At 59.0% G+C, this 2746-nt stretch carries 2 protein-coding genes and 4 tRNA genes; 2 read left to right on the top strand and 4 right to left on the bottom strand.

Features of this window, described 5'->3' with window-relative positions; genetic code table 11:
• The first annotated feature begins 2 nt into the window (after positions 1–2).
• Positions 3–1085, top strand: coding sequence for a catalase family protein (locus OQK_RS18755; protein ID WP_016773730.1), 1083 nt, complete (start codon positions 3–5; stop codon positions 1083–1085).
• An 89-nt stretch (positions 1086–1174) separates the two neighbouring features.
• Here the strand turns inward: OQK_RS18755 and OQK_RS18750 are convergent.
• The 4 genes from OQK_RS18750 to OQK_RS18735 form a co-directional block, all read right to left on the bottom strand.
• A tRNA-Asp gene (locus OQK_RS18750) sits at positions 1175–1251 on the bottom strand.
• 19 nt (positions 1252–1270) lie between these two features.
• A tRNA-Val gene (locus OQK_RS18745) sits at positions 1271–1346 on the bottom strand.
• A 190-nt stretch (positions 1347–1536) separates the two neighbouring features.
• Positions 1537–1613, bottom strand: a tRNA-Asp gene (locus tag OQK_RS18740).
• A gap of 19 nt (positions 1614–1632) precedes the next feature.
• A tRNA-Val gene (locus tag OQK_RS18735) sits at positions 1633–1708 on the bottom strand.
• A gap of 159 nt (positions 1709–1867) precedes the next feature.
• Between OQK_RS18735 and rdgC the strand changes: the two genes are divergently transcribed.
• On the top strand, positions 1868–2746 hold an 879-nt coding region (gene rdgC, locus OQK_RS18730; protein WP_016773729.1), incomplete at its 3' end, for a recombination-associated protein RdgC.

The following is a 2746-nucleotide window of genomic DNA, read 5'->3' as shown; positions in this document are numbered from 1 at the left end:
TGATCCTGCTGGTCATCGCCCTGCTCGGCTGGGCCATCGCCACCGCGTGGTTTGCCTGGCAGCATCGCGGGCCGGTGTCGGCGCAGGAACAGATTCCAGCAGGCGAAGCGGCGATGACCCAGGACGTCATCCAAACCGCAGTGCGCATCGTCGACCAGCACCGCGAACCCACGCGTTATCTGCGCGATGCCCACGCCAAGGCGCATGGCTGCGTGAAGGCGCAAGTGCAGGTGTTACCGGAACTGGCGCAATCGCTGCGACAGGGTGTGTTCAGCGAGCCGGGCAAGACCTGGCAGGCGCTGATCCGGTTGTCCAACGGCAATGCCTATCCACAATTCGACAGCATTCGCGACGCGCGCGGAATGGCGATCAAGTTGCTTGAGGTTCCTGGCACGCAACTGCTCGGCAACCGCCAGGACCAGCATGAACAGGATTTCGTGATGTTCAGCCATCCGAATTTCTTTGTCAGCAATGTCGCAGAGTATCGTCAGAATGTGGCGGCGCAGGCTGACGGCAAGAAGGTCATGGCGTTTTTTCCGACATGGGATCCGCGCACCTGGCAGGTCCGTCATCTATTCATCGCGCTGGCTACGCTGTCAGCGCCGCCGGACAGTCCGACCGAGACCACATATTTCTCGGTATCGCCCTACAAGTTCGGTGAGGCCAATGCGAAATTCCGCGTCGTGCCGGATCCGGAGCGTTGCCCGGCGTATACGCTGCCCAAACAGAATCACGACTTGCCGAATTTCCTGCGCAGCGCACTGAATCAGCAGTTGTCGACGGATCGGGTGCCGGCGTGCTTCGCCTTGCAGATCCAGCGCCAGGACGCGAACAAATACATGCCGATCGAGGACACGAGCATTGAGTGGCGTGAGCAGGATGCACCGTTTGCAACCGTGGCGCGGATCACCCTGCCCGCGCAGGACTTCGACACGCCGGCGCTGAATCTGCAATGCGACAACCTGTCGTTCAACCCGTGGTTCGGCATCGAGGCGCATCGGCCGATTGGCGGGATCAATCGCTTGCGCAAGGCAGTGTACGAGGCGGTGAGCGATTATCGGCATGCCCGCAATGCGGCGCAGTAGCGCGGCGATTTTATAAATCGCAGACAGCAAAAAGCCCGCACAAGGCGGGCTTTTTGTGGTGTCTGGCGTTCAGTTCCAGATACCGAATATGGCGCAGCGGACGGGACTCGAACCCGCGACCCCCGGCGTGACAGGCCGGTATTCTAACCGACTGAACTACCGCTGCGCGAAACGCTTGAAACGAATGGTGGGTGATGACGGGATCGAACCGCCGACATTCTGCTTGTAAGGCAGACGCTCTCCCAGCTGAGCTAATCACCCTTCGCTTCGTTACGGGGCGCATTATGCCACAGGTTTTCGTAAAGTGTTGATTTAATTGAATATTTTTCAAAAAAATCTGAAAACCGGTGAAACGATACATCCCGCGGGTACAACCTTGAGACAGAAAAAAACCCGCTTCAGCGGGTTTTTCCGTGGCGACCTGGCGTTCAGTGGTCCAGGTTACCGAATATGGCGCAGCGGACGGGACTCGAACCCGCGACCCCCGGCGTGACAGGCCGGTATTCTAACCGACTGAACTACCGCTGCGCTAAACACTTGAAACGAATGGTGGGTGATGACGGGATCGAACCGCCGACATTCTGCTTGTAAGGCAGACGCTCTCCCAGCTGAGCTAATCACCCTTCGCTTCGGTGTGGCGCGCATTCTACGGAGCACCCCAACCTCTGGCAAGCACTTTTTTAAATAATTTTCCGAGGCCTTCCAAAGGCTTAGAGAAGGGTTGGCCTATGCCCCGGCGAAGACAATAATGCCCCCCTTTGTATAAAGGAGTGACTCGCCCCATGTGGTTCAAGAACCTGCTGATCTATCGCCTGACCCAAGACCTGCCTGTCGACGCCGAGGCGCTGGAAACTGCACTGGCGACCAAACTGGCGCGGCCGTGTGCAAGCCAGGAGCTGACCACTTACGGTTTCGTTGCGCCGTTCGGCAAGGGCGAGGATGCGCCGCTGGTGCATGTCAGCGGCGATTTCCTGCTGATCTCTGCGCGCAAGGAAGAACGCATTCTGCCGGGCAGCGTCGTGCGTGACGCGGTCAAGGAAAAGGTCGAAGAGATCGAGGCCGAGCAGATGCGCAAGGTCTATAAGAAGGAACGCGATCAGATCAAGGATGAAATCATCCAGGCCTTTCTGCCGCGCGCGTTCATTCGTCGCTCATCGACCTTTGCCGCGATCGCGCCGAAACAGGGCCTGATCCTGGTCAACTCGGCCAGCCCGAAACGCGCCGAAGACCTGCTTTCGACCCTGCGCGAAGTGATCGGCACCCTGCCCGTGCGTCCGCTCACCGTGAAAATGGCACCGACTGCGGTGATGACCGAGTGGGTCACCACGCAGAAAGCCGCCGACGATTTCTATGTGCTGGACGAGTGCGAACTGCGCGACACCCACGAAGACGGCGGCATCGTCCGTTGCAAACGCCAAGACCTGACCAGCGAAGAAATCCAGCTGCACCTGAGCACCGGCAAAGTCGTCACTCAGCTGTCGCTGGCCTGGCAGGACAAACTGTCGTTCATGCTCGACGACAAGATGACCGTCAAACGCCTGAAATTCGAGGATCTGTTGCAGGATCAGGCGGAACAGGACGGTGGCGACGAAGCCCTGGGCCAACTGGATGCCAGCTTCACCCTGATGATGCTGACCTTCGGCGACTTCCTGCCGGCACTG

Source organism: Pseudomonas sp. R62, assembly GCF_000257605.1.
GTDB classification, from domain to species: domain Bacteria; phylum Pseudomonadota; class Gammaproteobacteria; order Pseudomonadales; family Pseudomonadaceae; genus Aquipseudomonas; species Aquipseudomonas atacamensis.
This window is presented reverse-complemented; position numbering and strand designations above follow the sequence as displayed.